Below are 24,502 nucleotides of genomic sequence, written 5' to 3' on the forward strand. Positions count from 1 at the left end.
TTTTTTTGAAAAGGGGTCGCCCCGTTGGGGCGGCCCCTTTTTTTGTTTTCTCGGTGTGTTTCTTCGGAGTCTTTTCTGGAGGCTTTTCCGGGACGGGTTCCCGGCGCCCGTCAGGCTCTGCTCCTACCGATCAGAGGGCTTCGCGCTGCGGAAGGAGCGCCGGTAGCTGTCAGGCGCGACTCCGACGATCCGTTTGAACTGGCGCCGGAGCGTCGTGGCGGTGCCCATGCCGGTGGCGAGGGCGACCGCCTCGATGCTCTCGTCCGTGGTCTCCAGCAGCTCCTGGGCGTGGCGTACGCGCTGGGTCAGGAGCCAGCGGAGCGGTGTCTGCCCGGTCACCGCCCGGAACTGCCTTCCGAGGTGGCGGGGGCTCATGTTCGCCTTCCGCGCCATGTCCGTCACCGTCAGCGGCTGGTCCAGCCGTTGCCGGACCCACGTGAGCAGGTCGGCGAGCAGGTGGTCGCCGGTGACCTGGATCGGCGTGGCCACGAACTGGGCCTGGCCGCCGAGCCGGTGCGGCGGCGTGACGAGGCGGCGGGCGACCGCGTTGGCGACGGCGGCGCCGTGGTCGAGGTGGATCAGGTGTATGCAGAGGTCGACGGCGGCGGCCTTCCCCGCGGCGGTGAGCACGCTGCCGTTGTCCGTGTACAGCACGTCCGGGTCCACGACGGCCAGCGGATGGCGGGCGGACAGCTCCGCGGTGTGAGCCCAGTGGGTGGTGGCTCGCCGCCCGTCCAGGAGGCCGGCGGCGCCGAGCGTGAACGCCCCGGTGCAGAGGGAGGCGATCCGGGCGCCCGACTCGTGGGCCGCCCGTACGGCTCCGATCAGTTCCGGCGGCGGCGGGACGTCGATGTCCGCGCACGCGGGCACGATCACGGTGTCGGCGTTGACCAGGCGCTCCAGCCCGTGCTCGGGCTCGACCGTGAACGGGCCGACCCGCGCCGGTCCGGGACCGCAGAGCAGCACGTCGTACCAGCCCGCCGTGGCTTCGCGCGGGGGCGTGCCGAAGATCTCGCAGGCCACCGCCAGTTCGAAGTGCAGCAGGTGGCCGGCGGTCGCCAGTGCGACGGTATGCATGTCCGAAAGTGTACGCATGATGTCGTTCCAGACTCTCACCATGAGGCTTCCCGATCGGAGAGAGTGAACTCGTCAGAACAGCGAGATCGGAGAGACCATGGGTGCAGCGGAAACGGTGGCGGTCTACGGGGCGACCGGGCACACGGGGCGGTTCGTCGTCGCCGAACTGCTCCGCCGGGGCTTCGTCCCCGTCCTCGTCGGCCGTGACGCGGCTCGCCTGGAGATGCTGGCCAAGGAGCCGGGAGGTGCGGCGGCGCGGCCGGCCACGGTGGACGACCCGGCCTCCCTGGATCGGGCCCTCGCCGGAGCGGCGGCCGTCGTCAACTGCGCCGGGCCGTTCGCGGTGACGGGAGGCCCCGTGGTGGAGGCGGCCTTGCGTGCGGGGATTCCGTACGTCGACGTCGCGGCGGAGATCGAGGCGAACGCCGCGATGTTCGCCGACTACGCCGAAGCGGCCCGGGAGGCGGGCGTCCCCGTGGTTCCGGCGATGGCCTTCTACGGTGGGCTGGGCGATCTGCTGGTGACCGCCGCCATGGGGGAGTGGGCCGCCGCGGACGTCGTGCACGTCGCGTACGGGTTGAGCAGCTGGCATCCCACGGAGGGCACCCGGGCGGCCGGTGAGGTGTCCCACCGGCGCCGTTCGGGCCGCCGGGTGCGGTTCGCCGGCGGCGCGCTGGAGTACCACGACGACAAGGTGTCGGAGCAGGACTGGCTCTTCCCCGAACCACTGGGCCGGCGAACGGTGATCGCGGAGTTCACCATGGCGGACGTCGTCACCGTCCCCAGTCACGTGGCCGTGCCCGAGGTCCGCACCTACATGACCGTCGAGGCCGCGAGGGACCTGTCGGGGAAGGACACGCCCGCGCCGGAGGCGGTCGACGCCCTGGGGCGTTCGGACCAGACATTCGTCGTCGACGTCGTGGTCTGCGCGGACGGCGTCGAGCGCCGTGCCACGGCCCGCGGCCGGGACATCTACGCGATCACCGCGCCACTGGCGGTGGAGGCCGTCCAGCGGATCCTGGCGGGGCGCACGCTGACGACGGGTGTGGCCTCGGCCGGCGCCGTGTTCGACGCGGCGGACTTCCTCCGGGCGCTGGCCCCGCACCTGTCGGTCGAGCTCCCGCGCTGAACGGCCCCGGCCGGGGCTCACCGGAGCAGCCGCAGCAGGTCCCACTCGGTCTCGCAGACGCGGCGGCCGATCGCGGCGAGCTCGACCGACCGGGAGCCGCCGTTCAGGTGCCGCATGGCCTGCATGATGCAGATGACCCCCCATTTGAGCACGCCGAAGGTCTCCCACCAGCGCAGCGCGTCCGGGTCCACCCGGTGCCCGGAGGCCTTCTCGTAGGACTCGACGAGTTCTCCGTACCCCCCGAACCCGCCGACCGGCAGGGGCGAGCCGAACCGCCACGCCTTCACGCACAACCACCCGAGGTCCTCCAGGGGGTCCCCCGCGTGGGCCAGCTCCCAGTCGAGCACCGCCTCGACGCCGCCGGGCCCGATGACGAGGTTCCCGTTGCGGAAGTCGCCGTGCACGACGGCGGTCCGGTGGCTCGCGGGCCGGGAGGCGGCCAGGCGGCGCAAGGCCAGTTCGAAGACCGGATGCGGCTGCCCGGTCAGGTCCAGCAGGTCGCGCCAGGCCGCCAGCGGATCATCCGGTACGGCCTGCGGCCCGCCCGGCCCCGGAGCCTGGGGCAGGCAGGAGAGCGGCATCCGGTGGATCGCGGCCAGGATCTCCCCGCACTGGGCCGCCAGCCGGGGGCGCGCGGCGGCGAACGCCTCGTCGCGGAGGATCTTCCTGGGAATCGTCTCCCCGGCCACCCTGGTCATCAGGATGTGCGCGTCCCCGGCCGCCAGGATCCGGGGCACCGGCACGCCGCCCGCGGCGGCGGCCCGCATCAGCGCGGCCTCTCCGGCCAGCCCGATCCCGGCCCCCGGCGAGGAGCCGGGAGGGTCGAGGCGCAGGATCAGCTCGTGGGCGGCGCCGGAGGGATCCACCGCGTCGAGGGCCCACGTCTCCCGGGACGCCCCGCCCGGCAGGCGGGCGCCCGCCGTGACCGTCGTCCCCGGGCCGAGCGCCCGGGCGAGGATCTCGTCTCTGTCCGTCTCGTCGCTGCCCATGGGGCCTCTCTGCCGTGCGGCGTCCGCCCGCCGTCCCTCGTCACCGGTTCCCGTCGGGCCCGCCCTACCGGAGGCCGAACTCCCAGTTGCCGCCGGCGGCGTACCGGCCGAGGATCCGGCGGCCCACCGTGTCGATGTGCACCTCGTCCGGACCGTCGTAGATGCGCCCGGCGCGGGCGTGCCGGTACATCCGGTCCAGGGGGGTGTCGGGCGTCAGGCCCGCGGCGCCGTACACCTGGATGGCCCGGTCGATCACGTTGTGCAGCATCCGCGCGCCGACGACCTTGATGGCGCCGATCTCCACCCGCGCCTGCTCGCCCCGGTCGATCGCCTGGGCCGCGTGCAGGGTCAGCAGCCGGGCCGACTGGATCTCGGCGTAGGAGTCGAACACGTGCTGGCGCATCAGCTGCTTGTCCGCCAGCGGGCGGCCGAACGCGGTGCGCTCGTGCAGGCGCCGGCACATCAGGTCGAAGGCGCGCTGGGCCTGCCCGAGCCAGCGCATGCAGTGGAAGATCCGGCCCGGGCCCAGCCGCCGCTGGGCGATGACGAACCCCTGGCCGCGCGGGCCGAGCAGGTTGCCGGCGGGGACGCGGACGTCCTGGTAGAGGACCTCGCAGTGGCCGCCGTCGAGGCCGAGCACCGGCGTGTCCCGGACGATCGTGTAGCCGGGCGTGTCGGTCGGCACCAGGATCATGGAGAAGGCCAGGTGCGGCGGGGCGTCCGGCTCGGTGCGGCACATGACGGTCGTGTACGCGGCCCGGTTCGCGCCGGTGGTGAACCACTTGTGGCCGTTGATCACCCATTCGCCGCCGTCCAGCACCGCAGAGGTCTGCAGCTGGGTGGGGTCGCTGCTGGAGACGCCGGGTTCGGTCATCGCGAAGCTCGGCCAGATCTCCGCCCGGACCAGGGGCTCGAGGAACCGCTCGCGCTGCTCGGGCCCGGCGAACCGGTGGAGCATCAGCGAGTCCTGCAGCGTGAACGTGCCCAGCGCCAGCTGGCCGAACTCGCTGCGCCCCTGGACCTCGTTGACGTAGACGTAGTCGAGGAACGGCAGGCCCCCGCCGCCCAGCTCCGCGGGGTGGCCCAGAGCCCACAGACCCTCCTTCTTGGCCTCCTCCTGAAGCCCGCGCAGGGCCGCCTGGGCCTCGGCTCCGCCCCGGTGCAGGACATCTTCGGCGGGCTCGACCCGCTCGGTCATGAACGCGTGGACGGCGTCGCGGAGCGGACGCACGCTGTCGGGAACGGCGAAGGTCATGCAAGGATCTCATCCGAGATTCGTTGCCGAGTCAACGGGTAAGGAGTCACTTATGCCGCAGAGCGCGCCGCCGCCCACGCCACCCGGCCCGTCGCCGTCGTCCGCGCCTTCTGACCCATTGCCGGCCGGCCCGCATGACGTCCCGTCGGCGGCGCGGCTCGTCGCCGCGGTCCGCGACTTCCTGGAGAGCGATGTGCTTCCCGCCGTCGAGGGCAGGGTCCGCTTCCACACCCGGGTCGCCGTCAACGTGCTCGGCATGGTCGAGCGGGAGCTCGACCTCGGGCCGGAGCAGGCGGCCGCGCACGCGGCCCGCCTCGGCGGGCTCGGCTTCGCCTCCGACGCCGAGCTCGCCGCCGCCGTCCGCGGGGGCCTGGACCATCCCGCGCTCGTCGCCGCCCTGACCGAGGCCGTCCGGGACAAGCTCGCGGTGGCGAACCCGGCCTACCTCGACCGCGAGTGAGCCGCGGCGGGCGGACGGCGGCGCCGGAAGTCTCCCGCCCGCCGGTGCGACCCCGCCTGCCGGTGCGACCCCGCGTCACGCGGTACGGCCCCGCGTCACGCGGTACGGCCCCGCGTCACGCGGTACGGCCCGCGTCCTCCGCCGCGGAGCGGGAGACGCGGGCCGTACCCGGTGCCGGTGCGGAGGGTCAGTGGGTCTTGGGTGATCCCGGGGTGAGATCGAGGTCCTTGATCCGGGGGTCGCCCTCGTCGGCGAGGTAGTGGTCGGGGTGGGTGGCGTCGTCGCCGTCGGCCATCTTCATCGCCCGGGCGATCACCGTGCCGAGCGCGGCGACGGCCAGGTTCACGGCCAGGGCCAGGATGCCCGCGTAGATGGTCATCTTGGTGTCCAGGCCCAGCTTCTCCAGCGGGAACGCCGATCCGGCGAAGTGCAGCTTGCCGGTGACCGGGTTGCCGATGTTGTAGAGCAGGACCATGCCCGCGGTCATGCCCGCGATCCAGCCGGCGATCAGGCCGCCGCGGTGGAACCAGCGGGTGTACAGGCCCAGCGCCACCGCCGGGAGCGTCTGCAGGATGATGACGCCGCCGATGAGCTGCAGGTCGATGGAGAAGCCGGTGTCCAGGAACAGGATGCAGGCCACCGCGCCGACCTTGACCAGCAGGGAAGTGATCTTGGAGACGCGGGCCTCGTCGGCGTCGTTCGCGTTCCGGTTGATGTACTCCTTGTAGATGTTGCGGGTGAACAGGTTCGCCGCGGCGATCGACATGATCGCGGCGGGGACCAGCGCGCCGATGCCGACCGCGGCGTAGGCCACGCCGGTGAACCAGTCGGGGAACATCTGGTCGAACAGCCGCGGCACGATCGTGTTGTTGTCCTTGCCGATCGGCGTGGTCCCGGCTGCGATGGCCATGTAGCCCAGCAGCGCGATCAGGCCGAGCAGCAGGCTGTAGGCCGGGAGCGCGGACATGTTCCGCTTGATCACGTCCCGGTTCCGGGAGGCCAGCACGCCGGTGATGCTGTGCGGGTAGAGGAACAGCGCCAGCGCCGAGCCGAAGGCCAGCGTGATGTACTGCAGCTGGTTGTTGGCGTTGAGCAGGATGCCGTCGCCCGGCGCGGGGGACGCGGCGAACTTCTCCTGGGCCTTGTCGAAGATGACGTCCCAGCCGCCCAGCTTCGCCGGGATGATGATGATCGCGGCCAGGATCACGATGTAGATCAGCGTGTCCTTGACGAAGGCGATCAGCGCCGGGGCGCGCAGGCCCGACTGGTAGGTGTAGGCGGCCAGGATCGCGAACGCGATGATGATCGGCAGGTGGCCGGCCATGCCGGTGCCGGTCACGCCCATCGACTTCAGCACCGCCTCGATGCCGACCAGCTGCAGCGCGATGTACGGCATGGTCGCCACGATGCCGGTGATCGCCACCAGCAGCGCCAGCGTGGGCGAGCCGAAGCGGGCGCGGACGAAGTCGGCCGGGGTGACGAAGCCGTGGATGTGCGAGACCGACCAGAGCCGGATGAGCACCAGGAACACCATCGGGTAGATCACGATGGTGTACGGCACCGCGAAGAAGCCCATCGCGCCCGCGCTCCAGAGCAGGGCGGGCACGGCGACGAAGGTGTAGGCGGTGTAGAGGTCGCCGCCGACCAGGAACCAGGTGATCCACGAGCCGAAGTTGCGCCCGCCCAGGCCCCACTCGTCCAGGCTGGCCAGGTCGGTCGGGCGCCGCCAGCGCGCGGCGACGAATCCCATGCCGCTGACCAGCAGGAACAGGGCGGTGAAGATGATGATCTCGGTGAGGTGCTGTTCCATGGCGTCAGCGCCTCCGCTTGGTCATCTGGTAGACGATCGTGGTGCAGGTGACGCCGACCGCGATGAAGACCAGCTGGAGCCAGTAGAACATCGGGAAACCGAACAGCCGGGGCTCGTCGGAGTTGAACAGGAAGGGCAGCAGGGGCAGGACGATCGGAACGAGGAGCAGCCAGTTCCACGGGCTGCGGTCGCTCCGGTCCCCATTCGGTATGGTCAACGCGGTCTCCCGGGTATGGAAGGGGCCGACCGGGCGGGTCGGCCCGTGCGGATTGACCGGCAGAGTAATCAGGGGTCGATTGCGTTGTGGTCACCGATCGCCGAGCGGGCCGGTTGATGCGGCGAACGGTCGCCCGGCCGCCCGCCGGGGCTCCCGGGACTTCCCGGTCGGGCGGCGTCCGGGCGAAGGACGGGCTCGCCGGCGGCCGCTGCCCGCTACGGCCGGGGGATCCGGGCGAAGGACGACAGCCTGAACCAGGCGGGCACGGCCCGGCGCAGCTGCTGAGGGCCGTGCACCCGCACCGCGTGCGAGCGCAGGGCCTCGGGCCAGCCGAGGTCGCCGCGCCAGACCTGGATCATCCGGCGCAGTCCCGCGGTGATCGTCACCGTCGGCGGGTAGCCGGGGTCGTCGTCGCAGACGTCGGCGTCGCCGGAGGCGATGACCAGCCACCAGTCGCGGGTCTGGGGGTCGACGTCCGGGAAGCTGAACTGCACCACCGTGCGGCCCGGCGGCAGGGCGTCGTGATCGACGTTGCGGTGCATGTCCCACAGCAGCAGCTGCGGGTCGAGGTCCTCCTCGCCGATCTCGGGGATCCAGCGGATGCCCCAGGCGCCCAGCGCCTCGACGATCGGCTGCAGTTCGCGGCCGGCGGGGGTGAGCGTGTAGAGCACCCGGCCGCCGTCGGGGCGTCGTTCCAGGATGCCCGCCCGCACCAGCCGGTTCAGCCGCTTCGACAGCAGGGACGGGGACATCTTCGGCACCCCCCGGCGCAGCTCGTTGAAGTGGCGGCTCCCGGTGACCAGCTCACGGACGACGAGCAGCGTCCAGCGCTCGTCGAGCAGCTCCATCGCCTTGGCGACGGGGCAGAACTGTCCGTAGGAAGATCCCATGCCGTCAGGCTAGCCGCGCTCCGGCGCTCCGGGCAGATACACATCTTGTACTAGGAGAGGGTGACCTGGCGTTTCTACCGTGGCTTCATGACCATCACAGTGAACGCGGTTCCCACCGACGACGACATCATCGCACTGGCCGCCGAGGTCGGCCTGCGCTGCGCGCCGAGCGAGGCGCGGCACGACCGCGAGGCGACGTTCGTGACCGAGGCCTACGCGGAGATGCGCGAATCCGGATATCTGAAGCTGGCGGTCCCCGCCGAGTTCGGCGGCCTGGGCGCCGGCCTGCGCCAGGTCGTGCTGGCCGAGGGCGAGCTGGCCCGCCGGGCGGGGTCGGCCGCGCTCGCCGCGGCGATGCACCTCTACCTCACCCTCGTGCAGTGCTGGCGGCACCGCCGGGGCGCGCCCGACGCCGAGGGGGCGCTGCGCCGCGTCGCCGCGGACGGGCTGATCATGGCCACCAGCGGCGGATCGGACTGGGTGTGCCCGACCACGACGGCCGTCGAGGCCGACGGGGGCTTCCGGTTCACCGGACGCAAGAGATTCTGCTCGCAGGCTCCGGTCGCCACGGTCCTGTCGACCTCCGCCGTGCTCGGCGAGCCCGGCCCGGACGCCGAGGTGCTGCACGCGACGGTGCCGCTGTCCAGCCCGGGCGTGTCGCTGGTCGAGACCTGGGACACCCTCGGCATGCGCGGCACCGCCAGCCACGACGTCGTGTTCGACGACGTGTTCGTCCCGGCGGAGAAGGTCGTCGGCCGGCGGCCGTACGGCAGGCTCACCGGGCCGCTGCTGGTCGCGGCGATCCACTTCGCGCCCGTGGTGGGCGCGGTCTACCTGGGCATCGCGCGGGGCGCCTGCGACGAGGCGCTGCGGGCCCTGGCCGCGCGCGGGCAGGATCCGGACCCCGCGGCGGTCCGGCAGATCGGGGAGATGACCGCCCGGCTGCGGGTGGCCCGGTGGGCGCTGCTGGCCGCCGTCGAGGAGACGGGCGAGGACCCTCCGGCGGACGAGCGGACCCTGGTCACGCTGATGGTGGCCAAGCGGCACGCCGTACGCGAGGCGAAGGCGGTCGTCGATCTCGCCCTCGACACCGTGGGCGGGCCCGCCTTCTTCCGCGCCTCCCCGCTGGAGCGGGCCTACCGTGACGTCCGGGGCGGACCGTTCCACCCGCTCACCCCGGAGGCGACGCTGGCGCTGGCCGGGACCGACGCCCTGGCCGCGTGGCGGCTGCGGTCGGGGTGACGTCCCCGGGCGGCCGGTCCTCAGCCGCCTCCGGAGACGCGGCCGGTCCTCAGCCGCTCCCGGAGATGTCGTCGACGATGTCGCGGCTGCCGTACCCCTCGGGAGCGGCCACTTCGACGACCGGTTCGGGCCGGTCGTCGAACTCCAGGCGGAGCGCTCTCGACATGGTGGCGTGCATCTCGTACAGGCAGGTGATGTAGGTGAGCTCCAGGATCTCCTCGTCGGTCAGGTGGACCCTCAGCACCGCGAAGATCTCGTCGTGCACCCGGCCGCCGTCCAGCACCAGCCCGTCGGTGTAGGCGAGCACGGCCCGCTCCAGCTCGTTGAAGCACGCGCTGACCTGCCAGTGCGCGACCGCCTGGACCTTCTCGTCGGGGACCCCGATCGCCCGCAGCTGCTTGCAGTGCTGGGAGAAGACGAACTGGCTGCCCCGCGCCCATCCGGCCCGCGCCTGGCCCAGCTCGCGCAGGACCGGGTCGAGCCCGGCCTCGCGGTAGAGCTGGAAGCCCTTCACGCAGTGCTTGAGGATCACCGGGTGCAGCGCGAAGACCGTCCACCAGTCGCCGGGGGAGCCCGTCGCGGTGCCGGGCTCGGCGACCGGGTCGCGGTCCGGGCCGAAGAGGCGGTCGTAGAAGAACAGGGTCAGCGGGTCGGTGACCTGGTCGCGGGGGACCTGGCGCAGTCGCGGCATCACACGGTCCGCTCGGCGGCGGTCTTCGGCTCGTGCCGTACGTCCTCGGGACGGTCGAGCGCCCGCGTCCACGCCGCGAACTCCACCAGGATCCCGTCGGGGTCCTTGAAGTAGATCGACCGGACGAACACGCCCTCCTGCATCTTCGGCGCCACGCCGAACTCGCTGTCGTCGTGGTTGAGGATCACCCCGACGTCCACGCCCTTGGCGATGAGCTTGTCCCGGTACTCCTCGATCTTCTCGGGCGCGACGTCGAAGGCGATGTGGTTCATCGACCCGACCGCCGACAGCAGCTCGCCCCGGTCGGGCAGGTTCTTGGGCGCCGAGACGCCGGGGACCGGCTCGGGGGCGTCGGGGAACCAGAAGAACGCCAGCGCGTTGCCGCCGCCGCAGTCGAAGAAGAAGTGCTGGCCCCAGCCCATCGGCAGCTCGATCGTCTTGATCAGCGGCATGCCCAGGACGCCGGAGTAGAAGTCGACGGTCTGCTTCATGTCGGAGCACACCAGCGCGAGGTGGTTGACCCCTCGCAGCTCGAATTCGGTGTTGTCGGCCACGGTCTCCCCATTCATCGAAGTAATGAATTACTTATCACACGGGGCGGACGGGCCCCATGGGCCGCGAGGTCAGAAAACGGGGCGGCTCAGGGCGCGGGCAGGGTGAACCGGATTCCATCGAAAACATGACACTGGATGTCCTCTTTTCCCGGAAGCATCGTGGTCATGGAAACGACGCTGAAGGGAAAGGTCGCCCTGGTCGCCGGGGCGACACGGGGAACGGGACGGGCCATCGCCGTGGAACTGGGCGCGGCCGGCGCCACGGTCTACTGCACCGGCCGCAGCACGCGCGAGGGGCGCTCGGAGATGGACCGGCCGGAGACCATCGAGGAGACCGCCGAGCGGGTGACGGAGGCCGGCGGAGAGGGCATCGCCGTCCGGGTGGACCACCTGGACCCCGAACAGGTCAGGACGCTGGTGGAGCGGATCGACCACGAGCACGGCCGGCTCGACGTCCTGGTCAACGACATCTGGGGCGGCGACCATCTCACCGCCTGGAACACCCCGGTCTGGAAGCACCCCCTGGACGACGGCCTGCGCATGCTCCGGCTGGGGATCGACACCCACCTCATCACCAGCCACCACGCCCTGCCCCTGCTGACCAGGGAGCCGGGCGGCCTGCTCGTCGAGATCACCGACGGGACCCTGGAGTACAACGCCGGCAACTACCGGCTGTGCGCCTTCTTCGACCTGGTCAAGGTCGCGGTGAACCGGCTGGGGTTCTCCATGGCCCACGAACTGCGCCCGCACGGCTGCACCGCGGTCTCCCTGACGCCCGGATGGCTCCGCTCGGAGTCGATGCTGGAGGGCTTCGGCGTCACGGAGGAGAACTGGCGCGACGCCATCGCCAAGCAGCCGGACTTCGTGATCTCGGAGTCGCCGGCCTTCACCGGCCGCGCGGTGGCCGCGCTGGCCGCCGATCCGGAACGGGACCGCTGGTCGGGGCAGTCGCTCTCCAGCGGGCAGCTCGCCAAGGAGTACGGCTTCACCGACGTCGACGGCAGCCGGCCGGACGCCTGGGGCTACATCGCGGCCAAGGAGGGCGCGGCCGGTCCCGTCGACGCCGACGACTACCGCTGACACCGGGGCCCGGCCGGGTCACCGGCCCGGCCGGGCGAGCGGAGGTCAGCCGTACAGGGCGTTCATGCGGGCGGCGGCCTCGGCCATGAGGGCGCGCAGCTCGGGCGGGTCCAGGACCTCCGCGTCCGGGCCGAAGCGCAGCACCTGGCCGTGGGCGACCTGCCAGGACTCGACGGGCAGCCGGACGGTGACCCAGCCCTGCCCGTCGGGCGCCCCCGCGGAGGCGAGCGCGTCGTCGAGGGCCGCCGGGTCGGCGACGAAGCGCAGCATGCGCTGCCCGTACGGGCTGAGCCGCAGGGTGACGCGCTCCCTCAGCAGCGAGCGGATGAACTCCGCGGCCCGCTCGGCCCAGAAGGCCGCCAGGTCGAAGTCCCGGTCGCGCTCGAAGCGCCGGTCGAGATGGGGGACGACGTCGCCGAAGCGGTCCACCCGGTAGATCGCCGTGCGGGTGGCGAGGTACCAGACCCCGCCCTTGAGCACCAGCCCGTACGGCTCCAGCGTGCGCTCGGCCTCGCGGTAGCGGGCGGTCACCGGGTGGTCGCCCCACACCGCCCTGGCCAGCGGGGTCAGGGCCGCCGGCGGGGGGTTCTCGCTGGCGAACCAGCCGGGGGCGTCGAGGTGGAAGCGCTGCGCGGCCGTGGCGGGGGCGTCGCGCAGGCTGGGGGAGAGCGCCGCGGCGGCCTTCAGCCTGGCGGTGGCCGCGACCTCGCCCAGGCCCATCTCGCGCAGCGCGCCGGGCACCCCGGACAGGAACAGCGCCTCCGCCTCGGCCCGGTCCAGGCCGGTCAGGCGCGTGCGGTAGCCGTCCAGCAGCCGGTAGCCGCCGCCGCGCCCCCGGTCGGCGTAGACCGGGACGCCCGCCTCCGACAGGGCGAGCACGTCCCGGTGCACGGTCCGCTCGGAGACCTCCAGCTCCCGCGCCAGCTCGGCGGCGGTCATGCCGCCGCGTGACTGCAGCAGCAGGATCAACGACATCAACCTGGCCGCGCGCACCCGTCGACCCTAGCGCCCGGGCCCGTCCGGAGCGGGGTCAGGGCGAGACCAGGGGCAGGATGACCGCCGAGGGCCGCGACGGGTCGTGGAAGACCTCCTGCCGGGCGGCGACCATCGCGCTGCCCGTGCCGAGCGGGTCGCCGGTGCCGAGATTGCGGGCGATGCGGGGATAGGCCCCGCCGGCCACGTGGACCCGGATGCGGTGGCCGCGGCGGAAGCGGTGGCCGATCGGCCACAGGTCCACCTCGACCCGGCGCACCCCGTCGGCGCCGGCCACGGGCGCCCCCGGGGTGAGCCGCCGCACCCCCTCGCACACGTTGTAGGACGCCCCGTCCGGGTGCACGTCGCAGACCCGCACGACCACGTCGGCGTGCTCGGTGCTGGAGCGCAGGTAGATCTCCGCGCGGACCGGCCCGATCATCTCGGTGTCCCGGCGCAGCTCGGGACCGGTGTAGACGAGCACGTCGCGCCTGGCCTCCAGCCGCCTGTTGTCGCGCGGCTCGGAGTTGCCCAGCAGCACCGGCCCGCCCAGCGACGGGGTCGGGTGCGCGGGGTCGTAGCGGTAGCGGTCCGGCTCCGACTCCACCGGGTTCTCCGGGGCGAGCCCGGAATCCGGTCGCAGGTGCCAGCGCTGCTCCCGCATGCCGGGCACCGGCCAGTCCGGGTAGTCGCGCCACTCCCCGGCGCCGGTGACGTAGATCCGGACCGGCTGCTCCCGCAGGCCCGACGGGTCGCCCATCAGGTGGGCCCGGAACCACGCGAGCGCGTCGGCGCCGGCCGCCCGCATCTGCCGCATGTCCGCGTGGTACCACGGCCCGATCGTCAGGTGCGGACGCCGCCCCGCGGCCCGCATCGCCACGTAGTCCTTGACCTGCCACGGCAGGAAGATGTCGTACCAGCCGCCGACCATGGTGACCTCGGCGCCGACCTCGCCCACCGAGGCGGAGAAGTCGCGCCGGCCCCAGTAGGCGGCGGGTTCGGCGTGGTGGGCCAGCAGGTCCTGGAAGAACGGCATGCCCCGGCCCGCCGACAGGACGTCCAGCTCCGTCAGGGGCCGCCCGGACAGCGCGGCCCGCCGGGTCCGGCGCGGGGCCAGCAGCGCTCCGGCGCCGCCGAGCGGGCTGCCCATCGAGGCGGTCAGCGTGGTCCAGATCAGAGAGGACTCCAGCGCGAACGCCCCGCCGACGTAGGCGGCGTCGCGGAACTGGGACGCGGTCACCGAGGTGGCCATGGCCTTCAGGTCCGGCCCGGCGAACGGGGCGACCGCCCACTGGGTGTAGCCGAGGTAGGAGGGGCCCTGCATGGCCAGGCTCCCGCCGTACCAGGGCTGCTTGCGCAGCCAGGTGAGCGTGGCCATGCCGTCCTCGTGCTCGTCGCCGAGCGGGTCGAGCACGCCGCCCGAGCCGAAGCCGCCCCGGCAGCTCTGCATCACGACCTGGAAGCCCCGGCGGGCGAACGCGCGGCCGTACATGTAGCCGAACACCCCGCGCCTGCCGTACGGCGAGCGGACCAGGATGGTGGGCGGGCGCACGGCGCCGGCCGGGACGTAGCGGTCGGCCAGGAGGGTGACCCCGTCCGGCATCGGGACCGGCAGGTCCCGCTGGACCGTCACCCGGTGGGCGGTCCGCGGCCACGCGATCGCCATGTCTCCTCCTCGCGCGCTTCCTACTTACTGGTAACAGAATCATGCTCGCTTTGGCCAGCGCCCGCGGTGTGATGAGTGTCATTTTTCGCTTTTAGTTAGGCCATTACCGTCAAGCGCCGCCCGGCGTCCCGGGTTCCGGCCGCGCGCGGTCCGCGGGCTTATTACGGTCGCGTAGGGGGCGGTCGGCGCGGCAGACTGTCGCGACATGTCAGTGATCACCTCGTATGTCGCTCTTGGGGACAGCTTCACCGAGGGCTTGAACGACCACATCTCCGGCGACCGCTACCGGGGCTGGGCCGACCGGCTGGCGGAGCGGCTGGCCGCCGACGCGCCGGAGCTGCGCTACGCCAACCTCGCGGTCCGGGGCCGCCTCATCCGGCAGATCCTGGACGAGCAGGTTCCGCAGGCCGAGGAACTCGCGCCCGACCTGATCTCGTTGTGCGCCGGAGGCAACGACATCCTGCGCCCGGGCGGCGACCCCGACGCGATCGCCGGGCTGCTGGACACCGCCGTGGGCCGGCTGCGCGGCACCGGCGCCCGGGTCATGGTCTTCACCGGCTTCGACCTCCGGCAGGTCCCGGTGATGCGCCTGGTCCACCAGAAGATCGCGATCTACAACCTGCACATCCACGACATCGCGCGCCGCCACGGGTGCACGCTCGTGGACCTGTGGGCGATGGGCGTGCTGCGCGACCGCCGGGCGTGGAGCGACGACCGGCTCCACCTGTCGGCCGACGGCCACCGCAGGATCGCGCTGCGCGCCGCCGAGGCCCTCGGGCTGGCGGCGGAGGAGGACTGGCGGGAGCCGTACCCGCCGCTGGTCCCGGCGGTGTGGACCGAGGCGCGCAAGGAGGACCTGCGCTGGGCGCGGACCTTCCTGGGGCCCTGGATCAACCGGCGCCTGCACGGCCGTTCCTCCGGCGACGGCCTCAACGCCAAGCGGCCCGACCTGACCCCCCTGGGCTGAGGCTCCGGCGGCGAGGACCCGGCCGCGGCGGGGCCGCCCGCGTGGCGACCCCTCACCCGCGGACGAGGCCCAGCGGGTAGTCCTCGAGGGCGATGGAGTCGGCGACCTTGGTGGTCATCCGGTTGATGATCCCCTTGCCCGACAGGTGGGAGAGCATCCGGAAGCTCAGGTCGCGCATCCGGATCTGGGAGCGCTTCCGCGGCACCAGGAACCTGTCGGCTCCCTCGGCCTGCTTCTGGCAGGCGGCGGCGTAGGGCCGCATCCGCCGCTCGTAGCGGGCGAAGGCGGTCCGGTGATCGCCGCGGGCCGCGGCCAGCTCGCCGGCCAGGACGTAGGCGCCGACGACGGCCAGGCCGGTGCCCATGCCGCCGGGGCCGGGACCGTGGGCGGCGTCGCCGAGCAGCACGACCCGGCCGGCGGAGTAGCGCTCCAGGCGGAGCTGGGCGGCGGAGTCGAAGAAGAAGTCGGGGGCCCGCTCCATAGCCTCCAGCAGCTCGGGGACGTGCCAGCCCTCTCCGGCGAAGACGCCGGAGAGCAGGCGGCGCTGCGCGGCGGGGTCGCGGTGGTCGACGTCGAGGACCGGGGAGGCGAAGTCGAGGGTGCCCACGGTCCGGTCGCCGTAGTCGTAGACGCCCGCGCACTTGCCGGGGACGCTGAACATCAGCCCGCGGCCGCGCAGGCCGGGGCGGGCCGGGACGGAGAAGCTCGCGCCGTACAGCCCCAGGTGGCGCAGCTCGCCCGCGCCGTCCGGGCCGAACGCCAGCCCGCGCACGGCGGAGCGGATGCCGTCGGCGCCGACGACCAGGTCGAAGCCGCGGGAGGCGCCGCGCTCGAAGGTCACCCGTACCCTCTCGGAGGTCTGGGCCAGGGAGGTGATCGAGTCGTCGAAGACGTACTCGACGTCGTCCCGGGTCGCCTCGTAGAGGATGCGGCTCAGGTCGCCGCGGAAGATCTCGAGCTCGCCGCTCATGAACGCGGCGGACATGTGCGCCCGGGGTCTCCCGGCGGCGTCGACGAAGGTGACCCCGTCGATGCGGGTCCGCCGGCGGCGGATCTCCTCCAGCAGTCCCATCCGCTCCAGCACGCCCAGGTGGGCGCGGCCCCGGAAGTCGACGGCCTGGCCGCCCGGACGGAGGGCGGGGGCCCGCTCGACCACGGTGACGCGGCAGCCGGTACGGCACAGCCAGCGGGCCAGGGCGGGACCGGCGATGCCGCCGCCGGAGATGAGCGCGTCCATCGCGACTCCCTCGATACGACTGTACGGTGTACTGATGTACAGAGTACGCACTGAAGACCCGCAGATGAATAGGGATATTTGAATTGGTTGACTAGTGCACTGCTATAGTGCACTAGTGTGACCCCGCCCTACCTGCGCATCGTGGCCGACATCCGGCGCCGGATCGACTCCGGGGAGCTGCGGCCCGGCGACCGCGTGCCCTCCACCCGGCAGATCACCCAGCGGTGGGGGGTGGCGATGGCCACCGCCAGCAAGGTCCTGGCCGAGCTGCGCCGCCGGGAACTGGTGCGGGCCGTGCCCGGCGTCGGCACCGTGGTGGCCGCCCCGGCGGTCCCTTCCGTTCCCGTTCCCGCTCCCACCGCCCGCCGGGACCGGTCCGGCGGGCCCGTGACGGCGCGGAACGGCGGGGACGAGGACGAACGGGAGGGTGTCGTCCGCGCCGCCGTGCGGATCGCCGACGCCGAGGGGATCGCGGCGCTGTCGATGCGCCGCCTCGCCACCGAACTCGGTGTCGCCACCATGTCGCTCTACCGGCACGTGCGTGACAAGGACGAGCTGGTCCTGCTCATGACCGACCTGGCCTACGGCGAGGACGAACTGCCCGACCCGCCGCCCCCGGGCTGGCGCGCCCAGCTGGAGTTCCTCGCCCGCCTGCAGTGGGAGCTCTACCGCCGCCACCCCTGGCTGGCGCAGGTCGCCTCCTTCACCCGCCCGATGTTGGTGCCCAACGCGATGGCCCACACCGAGTGGGCGATGCGCGCGGTCTCCGGGCTCGGCCTCGACGCGAACACGACGCTGCACATCGGCACCGTCCTGACCGCCTACGTCCGGGGCATCGCCGTCAATCTGGAACCCGAGGCCGAGGCCCGGCAGGACACGGGCGTCGACGAGGACGAGTGGATCAGGACACAGGAACCGTCCTTCGCGGAGGTGTTCGCCTCCGGCCGGTTCCCCGTGCTGGCCCACGCCTTCACCCAGCCCGGCCTCGACTTCGACCTGGACACGCTCTTCTCGTTCGGGCTGCGCGGCCTCCTCGACGGCCTGGCCGTACTGATCGGGCGGACCTGACCGCGCGCCGCTCCCGGCCGGTTCACGTTGCCTGATCACGTCGGGCACCGGTACGCTGACGCACATGCGATCCTCCGATACCCTTCAGTGGTGGCGCCGCTTCTAGGCGGCGCGGGTTTCGCATACGCGATCAGACGGACGGCCGCCCCGGGAGGCGGCCTTTTCTGCGTCCGCCCCCCTGGGCGTCAGGGAATCGACAAGGGGCGAGACAGCAGTGGAGACGAGCGGATATACCACCGCCGGTGGCATCGGGGTCGAGGTCGCCACGGCCGATGTGCCGGAGACCATCCTCGACGACGTCGTCAGCGCGCTGGGCGAGCGGCGCGGCGGGGTCCTCTCCTCCGGGATGGAATATCCCGGCCGCTACAGCCGATGGCATCTCGCCTACGTCGACCCCTGCCTGGAGATCGTGGCCCGGGGGCGCCGGATCTCCGCCCGCGCGCTGAACGCCCGGGGCCGGGTCGTGCTGCCCGCCGTCGCCTCCTGCCTGCTCGCCGCCGGCGAGCCCACCGGGGAGCCGACGGCCGACCACGTCGAGGTGCACGTCGCCGAGTCCGGCGAGATCCTCCCCGAGGAGATGCGCAGCCGCCGCCCCACGGTCTTCACCGCGATCCGCGAGGTGATCGCCGCGTTCAAGGGCGTCGACGACCACCTGGGCCTGTACGGCTCCTTCGGCTACGACCTGGCCTTCCAGTTCGAGCCGATCCGGCAGGTGCTGACCCGGCCCGGCGACCAGCGCGACCTGGTGCTGCACCTGCCCGACCGGATCATGGTGATCGACCGCAAGCGGGAGACCAGCAAGGAGTACCGCTACGAGTTCACCGTGGGCGGCGCCTCCACGCACGGCCTGCCCCGCGAGGGCGAGAGCGTCCCGCTGCCCGCGGCCCCCGCCGAGATCCCGGCCGACCCGGTCAGGGGCGCCTACGCCAAGGTCGTGGCCGCGGCCAAGGAGAAGTTCGTCCGCGGCGACCTGTTCGAGGTCGTCCCCGGCCAGGTCTTCCACGCCGCCTGCACCGACCCGGCCGCCTTCTACCGGGGCCTGCGCAAGGCCAATCCGGCGCCCTACGAGTTCCTGTTCAACCTCGGCGAGGGCGAGCACCTGGTCGGCGCCTCCCCGGAGATGTACGTCCGGGTCAGCGGCGACCGGGTCGAGACCTGCCCGATCTCGGGCACCATCGCCCGCGGCGGCAACCCCGTCGAGGACGCCGATGCGATCCGCACCCTCCTGTCCAGCGTCAAGGAGGAGTCGGAGCTGACCATGTGCACCGACGTGGACCGCAACGACAAGTCCCGCATCTGCGTGCCCGGCAGCGTCCAGGTCATCGGCCGCCGACAGATCGAGATGTACTCCCGGCTGATCCACACCGTGGACCACATCGAGGGCCGCCTGCGGCCGGAGTTCGACGCGCTGGACGCCTTCCTCACCCACATGTGGGCCGTCACGGTCACCGGGGCGCCCAAGAGCTGGGCGATGCAGTTCATCGAGGACCACGAGGCCACCACCCGCCGCTGGTACGGCGGCGCGGTCGGCTACATCGGCTTCGACGGCTCGATGAACACCGGCCTGACCCTGCGCACCGCGCAGATCAGGAACGGCGTCGCCACCGTGCGGGCCGGAGCCACGCTGCTGTTCGACTCCGACCCCGACGCCGAGGAGCGCGAGACCGAGCTCAAGGCCAGCGCCCTGCTCGGCGCGCTGGCCGCGGTGGGGAGGAACGAGGCCGCGGCCGAGGAGGCGGCGGAGCCCGCGTCCCCGGGAGAGCTGCCGGGCGAGGGCATGAAGGTCCTCCTCGTCGACCACGAGGACTCCTTCGTCAACACCCTGGCCGACTACTTCCGCCAGCAGGGCGCCGAGGTCGTCACCCTCCGGCACGGCTTCCCGATCGGGATGCTCGACGAGATCGCGCCGTCGCTCGTGGTGCTCTCGCCCGGTCCCGGCTGGCCGTCGGACTTCGGCCTGCCCGCCCTGGTCGGCGAGCTCTACGCCCGGCGCCTGCCGGTCTTCGGCGTCTGCCTGGGCCTGCAGGGCATGGTCGAGCAGGCGGGCGGCGCGCTGGAGCTGCTGTCCTACCCCGAGCACGGCAAGCGCGGGCAGGTCAAGCGGATGGGCGACAGCGCGCTGCTGGAGGGGCTCCCCGACGAGTTCACCGCCGCCCGCTACCACTCGCTCCACGCCAAGCAGCCCGGGGTCGTCGGCTTCGCCTCCACCGCCCTCACCCCGGACGGCGCGGTCATGGCGATCGAGGACGTGGAACGGCGCCGCTTCGCCGTGCAGTTCCACCCCGAGTCCATCCTCACCGCCGAGGGCGGCGCCGGAGCGAAGATCATCGCCAACGTCCTGCGGCTCTCCCGGGGCGAAACGACAGTGTGATCACGTTCCGTAGCCGTAGAGTGCTCCTGCCGTGAGATCGCGGGCGGGCCGGTTCGCCGGCCCGCCCGCGGTCGTGTGAGACGTGTGAGAGGAGCCCCGATGCGACCGGACGACACTCTGTCCGCCGGCCTCCCGGAGCAGCTGCCCGATCCCGTCCGGGAGGCCCTGCTGGCGCCGCTGGTGGACCACCACTGCCACGGCGTGCGCCGTGACGACCTGGTGCGGGCCCAGTTCGAGCCGCTGATCAGCGAGTCGGGCGCTCCCGCCCCGCCCGGGACCACCCATTTCGACACCCCTCTCGGCATGGCGATCCGCCGCTGGTGCGCCCCGGTCCTCGACCTGGCCCCGCACGCGCCCGCCGCGGTCTACCTGGCCCGCCGCTCCGAGCTGGGGCCGGCGGAGGTCAACCGGCGGCTGCTGGGCGCGGCCGGGGTCGCGGCCTTCCTGGTGGACGCGGGGGCGGACGCCGGGCGCGGCGGGGCCGAGCTGCTCTCGGCCGCCGAGCTGGGCAGGCTGGGCGGGACGGCGGCCGACGAGATCGCCCGGATCGAGCAGATCGAGGAGGACGTGGCCGGGGCCGCCTCCTCCGGGGTCTCCTACATCGCGGACCTGGAGACCGAGCTCGCCGCCCGGGCCGCCCGGGCCGCCGGCCTCGCCTCGGTCGTCGCCCACCGGTGCGGCCTGGACCTCGACCCGGCCCGGCCGAGCCGGGGCTCGGTGATCGCGGCGGCCAACCGGCGGCTGGCCGATCCCAAGGAACTCCTCACCGACCCGGTGCTCCTGCGCCACCTGCTCTGGACGGCCGTGGACGCGGCCCGGGAGCGGAGCCTGCCGCTGCGGTTCCACACCGGCCAGGGCGGGCCCGTCGGCGACCCGCACCGCGCCGACCCGGCGCTGCTGGCGGGCTTCGTCCGGGCGCTCCAGCCGATCGGCGTGCCGGTCGTGCTGCTGGGCTGCTACCCGTTCCACCGCCAGGCGGCCCGCCTCGCCGCCGTCTTCCCGCACGTCTACGTGGACGCCGGTCCCGCGCTCCCGGTCACCGCGGCCGGGTCGGCCGCCGTCATGGCGGAGCTGCTGGAGCTCGTCCCCTTCCACAAGCAGCTGTTCGGCTCCGGCGCCCGCGGGGTCGCCGAGACCTGTCACCTGGGCGCGCTCTACCACCGGCGCGCCCTGGCCGGGGTCCTCGCGGAGCGGCTGGCCGCCGGAGAGTGGAACGCCTCCGACGCGGCGCGGGTGGCCCACATGATCGGGTCCGGCAACGCCCGGCGCCTCTACCGGCTGTGATCGGATCTCCTCCTCCAGGAGGAGGCGTGAGCTGCGGGGCGTTCGGATAATCCAAGTGATGACTGCCATCGAGATCCGAAATCTGGCCAAGGCGTTCGGTCCGGTGAGAGCCGTCGACGATGTCTCCTTCTCCGTCGCGGCCGGCACGATCACCGGCTACCTCGGGCCGAACGGGGCGGGCAAGACCACCACGCTGCGCTGCCTGCTCGGGCTCGTCACCGCCGACGGCGGCACCGCCCTCGTCGACGGCCGGCCGTACACCGCCCTGGAGCGGCCGCTCACCGAGGTCGGCGCGGTGCTCGAAGCCACCAGCTTCCATCCCGGCCGCACCGCCCGCGACCACCTGCGGGTGATCTGCACCGCCGCCGGGCTGCCCGCGAGCCGCGCGGACGAGGCGCTGGAACAGGTCGGGCTGGCCGACGCGGCCCGCAAGCGCGTCGGCGGCTTCTCCCTCGGCATGCGCCAGCGCCTGGCCCTGGGCACCGCGACGCTCGGCCACCCGCGCGTGCTCATCCTCGACGAGCCGGCAAACGGCCTCGACCCCGCCGGGATCGAGTGGCTCCGCGGATTCCTGCGCAACCTCGCGCACGAGCGGGGCGTGGCCGTGCTGGTCTCCAGCCACGTGCTCGCCGAGGTCCAGCAGACCGTCGACAACGTGGTCATCATCGCCCGCGGCCGGCTCGTCCACCAGGGCTCCCTGGCCGAGCTGACCGGCAACGGCGAGCGTCCGGTCCGGGTCCACGCCGCCGAGGCCGACCGCCTCGTGCCGGCGCTGGAGGCCAAGGGCGCCCGGGTGGAGCGGCCCGGCGACGGGGTGCTGCGGGTGTACGGCGTCGACGCCGAGGCCGTCGGCCAGACCGTGCTGGACGAGCGGGTGCTGGTCACCGAGCTGGTGCGGGAGCGCTCGGACCTGCAGGAGATCTTCATGGAACTGACCAGAGAGGCGTGAGCGGTGGCACTGGTCCGTTCCGAGCTGCAGAAGCTGTTCACCACCCGGCTGTGGTGGATCATGCTCCTCGTCATGCTCCTGTTCACCGGGATCACCCTGGCCGTGACGATCGGGTTCGCCGGGGTGGAGGGCGGCCAGGGCGCCCCGGCCCTGCCGGGCAGGGAGACCCTGGAGTTCCAGCAGGCGGCCTGGACCGCCGGCGCCGGATCGTCGATCTTCGTGATGGTCCTCGGCATCATCATGATGACCGGCGAGTACCGCTACCAGACGATCACCACCACCTTCCTCACCACGCCCCGGCGCGGCCGGGTCGTGACAGCGAAGCTGATCGCCGGGCTGCTGGTGGGCGTGCTGTTCGGCCTCGCCTCCCTGCTGCTCACCGCCGCGGCGGTGATCCCGGCCGTGCTGATCGCCGGGGGTGAGGTCGCCCTGCTCGACGGCGGGATCCCCCGGATCATGCTCGGCGTGGTGGCCACCTCGGCGCTGTACGCGCTGTTCGGGATCGGCCTGGGCGCGCTGGTCCGCAACCAGATCGCGGCCATCGTCGGCGCGATCGTCTGGGTCTTCGTCATCGAGGCGCTGCTCACGGCGATCCCCGCGCTGCAGGGAGTGGGCAAGTTCACTCCGTCCGGGGCGGCGCAGAGCCTGATCGCCGTCCAGATCGACACCGGGTTCGGCCAGGCCGACCTGCTGCCCGCCTGGGCGGGCGCCTCGGTGCTCGTGGCCTACGCCCTGGTCTTCGCCGTCGTCGCCTCGCTCACCACGGTCCGGCGCGACATCACCTGAACGGGCCGTACGGCGACGTCGCCGAGGTAAGGCACCTGCCGACAGATATGTCCCGGCACAGCGGAAGTGACTCTTTGCTTAGCCTTTATCACTGATGGTTGCCGGTGATCGGCGCTAGGCTTTGCTGCGGCCCCGATCCCGACACCGGAAGGTTTCCCGCCGTGGACGAAAGTCAGCCGCGTTTTCTCGACGACGTGACCGTGGAACTGGTCAAGCACAGCGCCTCGGACACCGACGTGCTCTGGGCGGCCCGGGTGTCCACCGCGGGGGAGCAGTCCCTGGACGAGATCGGCAAGGACCCCGAGCGGTCCAAGGGGCTGATCAACTACCTGATGCGCGACCGGCACGGCAGCCCGTTCGAGCACAACTCGATGACCTTCTTCGTCAGCGCCCCGATCTTCGTCTTCCGCGAGTTCCACCGGCACCGGGTGGGGTGGTGTCTGGCGGGTGACTCGGAGATCACTCTCGTGAGCGAGAGAGGTCACGTCCGCAGGCGGACGATCGCCGAGTTGTATCGGCTCTGGCACCACGGTGTAGAGGACACGATTCCCCGGTCCGGCGGAGGCGTGACGTGGCACGCGAAGGCGGGGAAGTGGAATGCTCAGGTTAAGTGTGCGGGTCGGATGCACTACCTGGGATCGCATGAGACAAGAGAGTCGGCCGAGAGGGCGGTGGCCGCGTTCAGGGCGGCGAATCCCTCCAAGAGGTTGAGAAAACTCGACTCAGTCCGCCGCAACCATGTGCGTTGCTATGACGAGACGACTCTGCTGGCGTCACGGGCGAAAATCGTGGACGTCATGGAGTCCGGTGCCAAACGGCTGATCCGCCTGACCACAGCCGGCGGTAAGTCCCTGAGGTGCTCCGTCGACCATGCGGTGCTCACTCCGGATGGCTGGCGCAAGGCCGGTGAACTGAGAGCCGGGGACGCTCTCATGGTCGCCGGAACCGCCCCGCGCCCGTCTGAGGCTCTGGTTCCTCCGTCGCTGCGACGCGGCATCGGCGTCTGGACTTCCATGCAACGGGGGCGGCTCATCAAGGAGACCGACACCTGCTATCTGTGCTCCGGTAGTTTCCAGCGGGAAGACCTTACTCTTGATCATGTCATTCCGGTGGCTGCCGATCTGCTGAAAGCGCTCGATGAGCGCAACCTGGCACCCGCGTGCCGGCCGTGTCACCGAAAGAGGACGGATTCCGAGCAGGCCCTGGCGAAACGGGGCGGAAAAGTCTCGGTCGCGAAGCCCGATCCGATCGTCTCGGTCGAAGAGGACGGCGAGGAGATGACCTACGACCTGTCGGTCGAAGGTCCGTGGCACAACTTCCTCGCCAACGGGATCGTGGTCCACAACTCGTACAACGAGGAAAGTGGGAGATACCGCGAGCTTCAGCCTAATTTCTACATTCCGGGCGAGGAGCGGAAGCTCGTCCAGGAGGGGCGGCCGGGCAAGTACGTCTTCGTCGAGGGCACCGAGGAGCAGCACAAGACGGTGACCGAGGCGATGGAGGCGGCCTACCGGCAGTCGTACGCCGCCTACCAGGAGATGCTGGAGGCCGGGATCGCCCGCGAGGTGGCCAGGGCCGTACTGCCGGTCGGGCTGTTCTCGTCGATGTACGCCACCTGCAACGCCCGCTCGCTGATGCACTTCCTGTCCCTGCGGACCAAGAACGAGCAGGCGAAGGTGCCGTCGTTCCCGCAGCGGGAGATCGAGATGGTGGCCGAGAAGATGGAGGCCGCCTGGGCGGGGCTGATGCCGCTCACCCACGCGGCGTTCGTGGCCAACGGCCGCGTCGCCCCCTGACGGTCACCCGGT

General features: G+C 72.2%; 22 protein-coding genes. 11 read left to right on the top strand and 11 right to left on the bottom strand.

All coding sequences use genetic code 11. The features are described from left to right. Positions 1–123 precede the first annotated feature (123 nt). Positions 124–1,077 carry a helix-turn-helix domain-containing protein gene (locus Plo01_RS34025; protein ID WP_203894871.1) on the bottom strand — a complete coding sequence of 318 codons (954 nt, stop codon included), beginning with the start codon at positions 1,075–1,077 and terminating at the stop codon, positions 124–126. 97 nt (positions 1,078–1,174) lie between these two features. Here Plo01_RS34025 and Plo01_RS34030 point away from each other — a divergent pair, with 97 nt between their 5' ends. Beyond that, positions 1,175–2,206 (top strand): saccharopine dehydrogenase family protein, encoded by a 1,032-nt coding sequence (locus Plo01_RS34030; protein WP_203894872.1) that lies wholly within the window; start codon positions 1,175–1,177, stop codon positions 2,204–2,206. A 17-nt stretch (positions 2,207–2,223) separates the two neighbouring features. Here Plo01_RS34030 and Plo01_RS34035 read toward each other — a convergent pair whose 3' ends face one another. Both Plo01_RS34035 and Plo01_RS34040 read right to left on the bottom strand, forming a co-directional pair. Further along, positions 2,224–3,195 (bottom strand): phosphotransferase family protein, encoded by a 972-nt coding sequence (locus tag Plo01_RS34035; RefSeq protein ID WP_203894873.1) that lies wholly within the window; start codon positions 3,193–3,195, stop codon positions 2,224–2,226. A 64-nt stretch (positions 3,196–3,259) separates the two neighbouring features. Beyond that, entirely contained in the window at positions 3,260–4,450 is a 1,191-nt protein-coding gene (locus tag Plo01_RS34040; protein ID WP_203894874.1) for an acyl-CoA dehydrogenase family protein, read from the bottom strand. 118 nt (positions 4,451–4,568) lie between these two features. On the opposite strand from Plo01_RS34040, the gene Plo01_RS34045 reads away from it, so the two are divergent. Beyond that, the gene (locus Plo01_RS34045; protein ID WP_203894875.1) at positions 4,569–4,910 is read left to right on the top strand and encodes a DUF6285 domain-containing protein; all 342 of its coding nucleotides are present in this window, start codon (positions 4,569–4,571) and stop codon (positions 4,908–4,910) included. A gap of 187 nt (positions 4,911–5,097) precedes the next feature. Here the strand turns inward: Plo01_RS34045 and mctP are convergent, their stop codons facing one another. The 3 genes from mctP to Plo01_RS34060 form a co-directional block, all read right to left on the bottom strand. Further along, entirely contained in the window at positions 5,098–6,720 is a 1,623-nt protein-coding gene (gene mctP, locus Plo01_RS34050; RefSeq protein WP_203894876.1) for a monocarboxylate uptake permease MctP, read from the bottom strand. A 4-nt stretch (positions 6,721–6,724) separates the two neighbouring features. Continuing rightward, positions 6,725–6,937 (bottom strand): DUF3311 domain-containing protein, encoded by a 213-nt coding sequence (locus Plo01_RS34055; protein WP_203894877.1) that lies wholly within the window; start codon positions 6,935–6,937, stop codon positions 6,725–6,727. A 215-nt stretch (positions 6,938–7,152) separates the two neighbouring features. Further along, entirely contained in the window at positions 7,153–7,827 is a 675-nt protein-coding gene (locus Plo01_RS34060) for a winged helix-turn-helix transcriptional regulator (RefSeq protein WP_203894878.1), read from the bottom strand. Positions 7,828–7,914: 87 nt separating this feature from the next. On the opposite strand from Plo01_RS34060, the gene Plo01_RS34065 reads away from it, so the two are divergent. After that, entirely contained in the window at positions 7,915–9,069 is a 1,155-nt protein-coding gene (locus tag Plo01_RS34065) for an acyl-CoA dehydrogenase family protein (protein WP_203894879.1), read from the top strand. Positions 9,070–9,118: 49 nt separating this feature from the next. Here the strand turns inward: Plo01_RS34065 and Plo01_RS34070 are convergent, their stop codons facing one another. Then, complete coding sequence (locus Plo01_RS34070) at positions 9,119–9,760, bottom strand: carboxymuconolactone decarboxylase family protein (protein ID WP_203894880.1); 642 nt, start codon at positions 9,758–9,760, stop codon at positions 9,119–9,121. Continuing rightward, on the bottom strand, positions 9,760–10,329 hold the full coding sequence (locus Plo01_RS34075; protein ID WP_203894881.1) for a VOC family protein: 570 nt from the start codon (positions 10,327–10,329) through the stop codon (positions 9,760–9,762). The genes Plo01_RS34070 and Plo01_RS34075 overlap by 1 nt, the downstream gene beginning before the upstream one ends. Positions 10,330–10,479: 150 nt before the next feature. Here Plo01_RS34075 and Plo01_RS34080 point away from each other — a divergent pair, with 150 nt between their 5' ends. Beyond that, a complete protein-coding gene (locus Plo01_RS34080) occupies positions 10,480–11,394 on the top strand; it encodes an SDR family oxidoreductase (protein ID WP_203894882.1) in 915 nt (304 codons plus the stop codon). Between the two features lie 45 nt (positions 11,395–11,439). Here the strand turns inward: Plo01_RS34080 and Plo01_RS34085 are convergent, their stop codons facing one another. Together Plo01_RS34085 and Plo01_RS34090 are read right to left on the bottom strand one after the other, a co-directional pair. Next, positions 11,440–12,387: a helix-turn-helix transcriptional regulator gene (locus Plo01_RS34085; protein ID WP_203894883.1), complete on the bottom strand. Its 948-nt coding sequence runs from the start codon at positions 12,385–12,387 to the stop codon at positions 11,440–11,442. Positions 12,388–12,424: 37 nt separating this feature from the next. Further along, the gene (locus Plo01_RS34090) at positions 12,425–14,032 is read right to left on the bottom strand and encodes a CocE/NonD family hydrolase (protein ID WP_203894884.1); all 1,608 of its coding nucleotides are present in this window, start codon (positions 14,030–14,032) and stop codon (positions 12,425–12,427) included. Between the two features lie 205 nt (positions 14,033–14,237). On the opposite strand from Plo01_RS34090, the gene Plo01_RS34095 reads away from it, so the two are divergent. After that, entirely contained in the window at positions 14,238–14,999 is a 762-nt protein-coding gene (locus Plo01_RS34095; protein WP_203894885.1) for an SGNH/GDSL hydrolase family protein, read from the top strand. 52 nt (positions 15,000–15,051) lie between these two features. Here Plo01_RS34095 and Plo01_RS34100 read toward each other — a convergent pair whose 3' ends face one another. Then, on the bottom strand, positions 15,052–16,236 hold the full coding sequence (locus Plo01_RS34100; protein ID WP_203894886.1) for an FAD-dependent monooxygenase: 1,185 nt from the start codon (positions 16,234–16,236) through the stop codon (positions 15,052–15,054). Between the two features lie 117 nt (positions 16,237–16,353). Here Plo01_RS34100 and Plo01_RS34105 point away from each other — a divergent pair, with 117 nt between their 5' ends. From Plo01_RS34105 to thyX, 6 genes are all read left to right on the top strand, one after another. Beyond that, complete coding sequence (locus tag Plo01_RS34105; RefSeq protein WP_203894887.1) at positions 16,354–17,304, top strand: TetR/AcrR family transcriptional regulator C-terminal domain-containing protein; 951 nt, start codon at positions 16,354–16,356, stop codon at positions 17,302–17,304. A gap of 214 nt (positions 17,305–17,518) precedes the next feature. Continuing rightward, the gene (locus Plo01_RS34110; RefSeq protein ID WP_203894888.1) at positions 17,519–19,675 is read left to right on the top strand and encodes an anthranilate synthase component I; all 2,157 of its coding nucleotides are present in this window, start codon (positions 17,519–17,521) and stop codon (positions 19,673–19,675) included. A gap of 99 nt (positions 19,676–19,774) precedes the next feature. Beyond that, positions 19,775–20,959 carry an amidohydrolase family protein gene (locus Plo01_RS34115; protein WP_203894889.1) on the top strand — a complete coding sequence of 395 codons (1,185 nt, stop codon included), beginning with the start codon at positions 19,775–19,777 and terminating at the stop codon, positions 20,957–20,959. 58 nt (positions 20,960–21,017) lie between these two features. Continuing rightward, the gene (locus Plo01_RS34120; RefSeq protein ID WP_239317617.1) at positions 21,018–21,908 is read left to right on the top strand and encodes an ATP-binding cassette domain-containing protein; all 891 of its coding nucleotides are present in this window, start codon (positions 21,018–21,020) and stop codon (positions 21,906–21,908) included. Positions 21,909–21,911: 3 nt separating this feature from the next. Then, positions 21,912–22,694, top strand: a complete 783-nt coding sequence (locus tag Plo01_RS34125) for an ABC transporter permease (protein ID WP_203894890.1) — start codon at positions 21,912–21,914, stop codon at positions 22,692–22,694. Between the two features lie 104 nt (positions 22,695–22,798). Next, positions 22,799–24,490, top strand: a complete 1,692-nt coding sequence (gene thyX, locus Plo01_RS34130) for an FAD-dependent thymidylate synthase (protein ID WP_239317623.1) — start codon at positions 22,799–22,801, stop codon at positions 24,488–24,490. The last annotated feature ends 12 nt before the right edge of the window (positions 24,491–24,502 follow it).

The sequence above is a fragment of the Planobispora longispora genome (genome assembly GCF_016863135.1).
Classification (GTDB): Bacteria; Actinomycetota; Actinomycetes; order Streptosporangiales; family Streptosporangiaceae; genus Planobispora; species Planobispora longispora.

What these genes read in the sequence shown, in the direction of transcription:
- Plo01_RS34100 (WP_203894886.1), bottom strand. Translation starts at nt 16,236, where the DNA reads ATGGACGCGCTCATCTCCGGCGGCGGCATCGCCGGTCCCGCCCTGGCC.
- Plo01_RS34040 (WP_203894874.1), bottom strand. Translation starts at nt 4,450, where the DNA reads ATGACCTTCGCCGTTCCCGACAGCGTGCGTCCGCTCCGCGACGCCGTC.
- mctP (WP_203894876.1), bottom strand. Translation starts at nt 6,720, where the DNA reads ATGGAACAGCACCTCACCGAGATCATCATCTTCACCGCCCTGTTCCTG.
- Plo01_RS34070 (WP_203894880.1), bottom strand. Translation starts at nt 9,760, where the DNA reads ATGCCGCGACTGCGCCAGGTCCCCCGCGACCAGGTCACCGACCCGCTG.
- Plo01_RS34075 (WP_203894881.1), bottom strand. Translation starts at nt 10,329, where the DNA reads ATGAATGGGGAGACCGTGGCCGACAACACCGAATTCGAGCTGCGAGGG.
- Plo01_RS34090 (WP_203894884.1), bottom strand. Translation starts at nt 14,032, where the DNA reads ATGGCGATCGCGTGGCCGCGGACCGCCCACCGGGTGACGGTCCAGCGG.
- Plo01_RS34095 (WP_203894885.1), top strand. Translation starts at nt 14,238, where the DNA reads ATGTCAGTGATCACCTCGTATGTCGCTCTTGGGGACAGCTTCACCGAG.
- Plo01_RS34025 (WP_203894871.1), bottom strand. Translation starts at nt 1,077, where the DNA reads ATGCATACCGTCGCACTGGCGACCGCCGGCCACCTGCTGCACTTCGAA.
- Plo01_RS34065 (WP_203894879.1), top strand. Translation starts at nt 7,915, where the DNA reads ATGACCATCACAGTGAACGCGGTTCCCACCGACGACGACATCATCGCA.
- Plo01_RS34030 (WP_203894872.1), top strand. Translation starts at nt 1,175, where the DNA reads ATGGGTGCAGCGGAAACGGTGGCGGTCTACGGGGCGACCGGGCACACG.
- Plo01_RS34115 (WP_203894889.1), top strand. Translation starts at nt 19,775, where the DNA reads ATGCGACCGGACGACACTCTGTCCGCCGGCCTCCCGGAGCAGCTGCCC.
- Plo01_RS34080 (WP_203894882.1), top strand. Translation starts at nt 10,480, where the DNA reads ATGGAAACGACGCTGAAGGGAAAGGTCGCCCTGGTCGCCGGGGCGACA.
- Plo01_RS34035 (WP_203894873.1), bottom strand. Translation starts at nt 3,195, where the DNA reads ATGGGCAGCGACGAGACGGACAGAGACGAGATCCTCGCCCGGGCGCTC.
- Plo01_RS34120 (WP_239317617.1), top strand. Translation starts at nt 21,018, where the DNA reads ATGACTGCCATCGAGATCCGAAATCTGGCCAAGGCGTTCGGTCCGGTG.
- Plo01_RS34060 (WP_203894878.1), bottom strand. Translation starts at nt 7,827, where the DNA reads ATGGGATCTTCCTACGGACAGTTCTGCCCCGTCGCCAAGGCGATGGAG.